This is a genomic window from Pseudomonas sp., assembly GCF_050739995.1.
GTDB lineage: Bacteria > Pseudomonadota > Gammaproteobacteria > Pseudomonadales > Pseudomonadaceae > Aquipseudomonas.
Genome location: NZ_JBOICG010000062.1, coordinates 1 through 4991, shown reverse-complemented (window position 1 = coordinate 4991; position 4991 = coordinate 1). Strand labels below are relative to the sequence as shown.

Here is a 4991-nt window from a genome sequence, read left to right as displayed (position 1 = left end):
CCGCGATCCTGTAGGAGCGGGCTTGCCCGCGATGAGGCCCTCCCAGCCGACTAAGATTCAGAACCATGACCAGCCCAACGCCCTGCTACCACTGCGCCCTGCCCGTCCCACCCGGCAGCCGGTTTACCACCGACATCCTCGGCGAACGCCGTGAACTGTGCTGCCCGGGCTGCCAGGCGGTGGCCGAAGCCATCGTCGCCGGTGGGCTGGAAAGCTATTACCAGCATCGCAGCGAAGCCTCGGCCAACCCCGAGGCGCTGCCGGTGCAATTGGTCGACGAACTGGCGCTGTATGACCGCGCCGACGTGCAAAAACCCTTTGTACACCACGAAGGCGAACTGGCCGAAGCCACTCTGTTGATGGAAGGCATCAGTTGCGCAGCCTGTGGCTGGCTGATCGAAAAACACCTGCGCAGCTTGCCCGCCGTGGCCGAGGCGCGGCTGAATCTGTCCAACCATCGCCTGCAAGTCAGCTGGGCCGACGGGCAATTGCCGTTAAGCCAATTGCTCAGTGAACTGCGTCATATCGGCTATGCAGCCCACCCTTACCAGGCGGACCGTGCGGCGGAGCAATTGGCCAGCGAGAACCGCCTGGCCCTGCGCCAACTGGGCGTGGCGGGATTGCTGTGGTTCCAGGCAATGATGGCAACCATGGCGACCTGGCCGGAGTTCAATATCGATTTAAGCCCGGAGCTGCATGTGATCCTGCGCTGGGTGGCGATGTTTCTCACCACCCCTATCGTGTTCTACAGCTGCGCGCCGTTTTTCAAAGGCGCGTTGCGCGACTTGCGCACCCGCCACCTGACCATGGATGTGTCAGTGTCCCTGGCGATTGGCGGTGCGTACCTGGCGGGCATCTGGACGGCGATCACCGGCACCGGCGAACTGTACTTCGACGCAGTGGGCATGTTTGCGCTGTTCCTGTTGGCCGGTCGCTATCTGGAGCGCCGCGCACGGGAGCGCACTGCTGCCGCCACCGCACAATTAGTCAACTTGTTGCCGGCCTCGTGCCTGCGTTTGAAAGGCGATGGGCAAAGCGAGCGTATCCTGCTCAGCGAGTTGGCCCTGGGCGACCGCGTCCTGGTGCATCCCGGCGCGGTACTGCCGGCCGACGGGGTGATTCTCGACGGCCAATCCAGCATCGATGAGTCACTGTTGACCGGCGAATACCTGCCGCAACCGCGACGAATCGGTGACACCGTCACTGCCGGCACACTCAACGTCGAAGGCGCGCTGACGGTCGAGGTGCGCGCCTTGGGCCATGACACGCGCCTGTCCGCCATCGTGCGCCTGCTGGAACGTGCCCAGGCCGAGAAGCCGCGCCTGGCGCAAATCGCCGACCGTGCGGCGCAATGGTTCCTGTTGTGCTCGTTGGTCGCCGCACTGTTGATCGGCCTGGTGTGGTGGCAACTGGATTCGGCGCGAGCCTTCTGGATCGTCTTGGCGATGTTGGTGGCGACCTGCCCGTGCGCGCTGTCCCTGGCCACGCCGACCGCCCTCACCGCCGCCACCGGCACCCTGCACAAACTAGGGCTATTGCTGACCCGCGGCCATGTACTGGAAGGTCTGAACCAGATCGACACGGTGATTTTCGACAAGACCGGCACCCTGACCGAAGGGCGCCTGGCCTTACGTGCGATCCGCCCACTGGGCACGCTGAACAGCGATGCCTGCCTGAGCCTCGCCGCCGCCTTGGAAAACCGCTCCGAACACCCCATTGCCCGGGCGTTCGGTCGTGCGCCGTTGGCGGCTGACGAGGTGCTCAGCTCCCCTGGACTGGGGCTGGAAGGTCGCGTGGGTGACCGTCGGTTGCGCATCGGCCAACCCGGCTTCGTTTGTGGACTGAGTGGTTGCCCGATCCCCCAGTCGCCGGATGAAGCCGGGCAATGGTTGCTGCTGGGTGATAGCCATGGCGCCCTGGCCTGGTTCGTGCTGGATGATCGCTTGCGCAGTGACGCCCCGGCGTTGCTGGCGGCGTGCAAGGCTCGTGGTTGGCGCACGTTGTTGTTGTCCGGCGACAGCTCGCCGATGGTCGCCAGCGTCGCCGCCGAGCTGGGCATCGACGAAGCCCACGGCGGCCTGCGTCCGGATGACAAGCTCTTGGTGCTGCAACGCTTGCACCAGGAAGGCCGTAAAGTGCTGATGCTCGGCGATGGCGTCAACGATGTGCCAGTGCTGGCTGCCGCCGATATCAGCGTGGCCATGGGCTCGGCCACGGACCTGGCAAAAACCAGCGCCGACGCGGTGCTGTTGTCCAACCGCCTGGACGCATTGGTGCAAGCCTTTACCCTGGCGCGGCGTACCCGGCGGGTCATCATCGAGAACCTGCTGTGGGCCGGGCTGTACAATGGCCTCATGCTGCCGTTTGCCGCCCTGGGTTGGATCACCCCGATCTGGGCCGCGATCGGAATGTCCCTCAGCTCGTTGACCGTGGTGCTCAATGCCCTGCGCCTGGCTCGCCTGCCAAGTGTGCAGGTAGCCAGCGCCCCTTTGGTAACCCGCCCGCTGCCGGCTTGAGCCGCACGGGCCTGGAGTGCAGATGCCAGCTCTATACGTGATGATTCCAGCGGCGTTGCTGTTAGTCGGCGTGGCCATTTACATCTTCTTCTGGGCCGTGGACAGCGGCCAGTACGAAGACCTCGACGGCCCGGCCCACAGCGTCTTGTTCGACGATCAGGACCCGAACCACCTGGCCGCCGTCGACGAAGCCAATGGCCCGGAACAACCACCCAAAGACCCGCCCCATGCTTGAGCTGGCCCCCCTGCTGGTCTCGGCACTGATCCTCGGCCTGCTCGGCGGCGGCCATTGCCTGGGCATGTGCGGCGGCTTGATGGGCGCGCTGACCCTGGCGATTCCCAAGGAACAACGCAGCCGCAGGTTTCGCCTGCTGCTGGCGTACAACCTGGGGCGTATCCTCAGCTATGCCACGGCAGGACTGTTGATCGGCCTGGCCGGCTGGGCGGTGGCCAACAGCCCGGCGGCGATGTTCATGCGCGTACTCGCCGGGCTGCTGCTGATCAGCATGGGCTTGTACCTGGCCGGGTGGTGGAGCGGACTTACCCACATCGAAAGCCTCGGACGCGGCCTGTGGCGCTATATCCAGCCGATTGCCAACCGTTTGCTGCCGGTGTCCAGCGTGCCCCGCGCCTTGCTGCTGGGCGCGCTGTGGGGCTGGTTGCCGTGCGGATTGGTCTACAGCACCCTGCTGTGGGCGGCGAGCCAGGGCAATGCGCTGGACAGTGCGCTGCTGATGCTGGCGTTTGGCTTGGGCACCTGGCCGGTGTTGCTGGCAACGGGGCTGGCTGCCGAACGCGTCACCGCCTTGCTGCGCAAACGCAGCGTGCGTGTGGCCGGTGGCGTGTTGGTGATTGTGTTTGGCATATGGACGTTACCCGGCCCGCATCAGCACTGGTTGATGGGCCACTAAAAGGCCATGTGGCATAGCGCCGCTCCCCGTTGATGCAAATCAAGATGCCATCAACGGCGCGCCCCTAGACTCGGCCCACTAGCCTATCCGGGGGACCGCCCGCATGCTCGACGCCATTCGTTGGGACACAGATCTGATTCACCGCTACGACTTGGCGGGACCGCGCTACACGTCCTACCCCACCGCCGTACAATTCGACAGCCAGGTCGGCACCTTCGACCTGCTCCACGCCCTGCGCGACAGCCGCAAAGCTAAACGCCCCTTGTCGCTGTATGTGCACGTACCGTTCTGCGCGAACATTTGCTACTACTGTGCCTGCAACAAAGTGATCACCAAGGACCGCGGCCGCGCCCAGGCCTACCTGCAACGCCTGGAGCAGGAAATCCAACTGGTGGCCTGCCATCTCGACCCGAAACAACCGGTGGAGCAGTTGCACTTCGGCGGTGGTACCCCGACCTTTCTCAGTCACGATGAATTGCGCCAGGTGATGACACGCCTGCGCCAACACTTCAATTTGCTCGATGATGATTCGGGTGACTACGGCATCGAAATCGACCCCCGCGAAGCCGACTGGGCCACCATGGGCCTGCTGCGTGAATTGGGCTTCAACCGTGTGAGTATCGGCCTGCAAGACCTCGACCCCGAGGTGCAACGGGCGGTCAACCGCCTGCAAAGCCTGGAAGAAACCCGCGCAGTGATCGATGCCGCACGCACCTTGCAGTTTCGCTCAATCAATATCGACCTGATCTACGGCCTGCCCAAGCAAACGCCGATCAACTTCGCACGCACCGTGGAAGAAGTGATCAGGCTGCAGCCAGATCGCCTGTCGGTATTCAATTACGCGCACCTGCCGGAACGCTTCATGCCCCAGCGGCGCATCAACACCGATGAACTGCCGTCCCCGGCGTCAAAGCTGCTGATGCTGCAAACCACCATCGAACAACTGACCCAGGCCGGCTACCGCTATATCGGCATGGACCACTTCGCCCTGCCGGATGACGAATTGGCGGTCGCCCAGGAAGAAGGCAGGCTGCAGCGCAACTTCCAGGGCTACACCACCCACGGCCACTGCGATCTGATCGGGCTGGGCGTGTCGGCGATCAGCCAGATCGGCGACCTGTATGGCCAGAACAGCAGCGACCTCAACCAGTACCAGAACGCCCTGGCGGGCGCACAACTGGCCACCAGCCGTGGCCTGGTGTGCACCACGGACGACCGCTTGCGACGGGAAGTGATTCAACAGTTGATGTGCAATTTCAGCCTGGGATTCGAGCAGATCGAACAGGCGTTCAACATCGACTTTCGCGGTTATTTCGACGATTTATGGCCACAACTGGAAGCCATGGCGCAAGACGGCCTGATTGCACTGGATGCACAGGGCATCCGCGTGCTACCCGCCGGGCGCTTGCTTGTGCGCTCGGTGTGCATGGTGTTCGATGCCTACCTGGAACACCAGAACAGGCAACGATTTTCACGGGTGATCTGAACGCGGTTACCTTGACGCCAGGCTCATGGCTTCCAGCTGAGCTGAAGGAGACTCGTCTTTCATAGCCTTGACCAAGGA

The 4991-nt window shown here is 63.6% G+C and carries 4 protein-coding genes; all 4 read left to right on the top strand.

The features are described 5' to 3' along the window. The first annotated feature begins 65 nt into the window (after positions 1–65). The 4 genes from ACRESD_RS02295 (at position 66) to hemN (ending at position 4913) form a co-directional block, all read left to right on the top strand. Positions 66–2516, top strand: a complete 2451-nt coding sequence (locus tag ACRESD_RS02295; RefSeq protein WP_431749447.1) for a heavy metal translocating P-type ATPase — start codon at positions 66–68, stop codon at positions 2514–2516. A 22-nt stretch (positions 2517–2538) separates the two neighbouring features. Further along, positions 2539–2751 (top strand): cbb3-type cytochrome oxidase assembly protein CcoS, encoded by a 213-nt coding sequence (gene ccoS / locus ACRESD_RS02290; protein ID WP_424488626.1) that lies wholly within the window; start codon positions 2539–2541, stop codon positions 2749–2751. Next, positions 2744–3427, top strand: a complete 684-nt coding sequence (locus tag ACRESD_RS02285; RefSeq protein WP_431749446.1) for a sulfite exporter TauE/SafE family protein — start codon at positions 2744–2746, stop codon at positions 3425–3427. The genes ccoS and ACRESD_RS02285 overlap by 8 nt, the downstream gene beginning before the upstream one ends. A 103-nt stretch (positions 3428–3530) precedes the next feature. Then, complete coding sequence (hemN, locus tag ACRESD_RS02280; protein ID WP_431749445.1) at positions 3531–4913, top strand: oxygen-independent coproporphyrinogen III oxidase; 1383 nt, start codon at positions 3531–3533, stop codon at positions 4911–4913. Positions 4914–4991: the final 78 nt, after the last annotated feature.

What these genes read in the sequence shown, in the direction of transcription:
- ACRESD_RS02295 (WP_431749447.1), top strand. Translation starts at nt 66, where the DNA reads ATGACCAGCCCAACGCCCTGCTACCACTGCGCCCTGCCCGTCCCACCC.
- ccoS (WP_424488626.1), top strand. Translation starts at nt 2,539, where the DNA reads ATGCCAGCTCTATACGTGATGATTCCAGCGGCGTTGCTGTTAGTCGGC.
- ACRESD_RS02285 (WP_431749446.1), top strand. Translation starts at nt 2,744, where the DNA reads ATGCTTGAGCTGGCCCCCCTGCTGGTCTCGGCACTGATCCTCGGCCTG.
- hemN (WP_431749445.1), top strand. Translation starts at nt 3,531, where the DNA reads ATGCTCGACGCCATTCGTTGGGACACAGATCTGATTCACCGCTACGAC.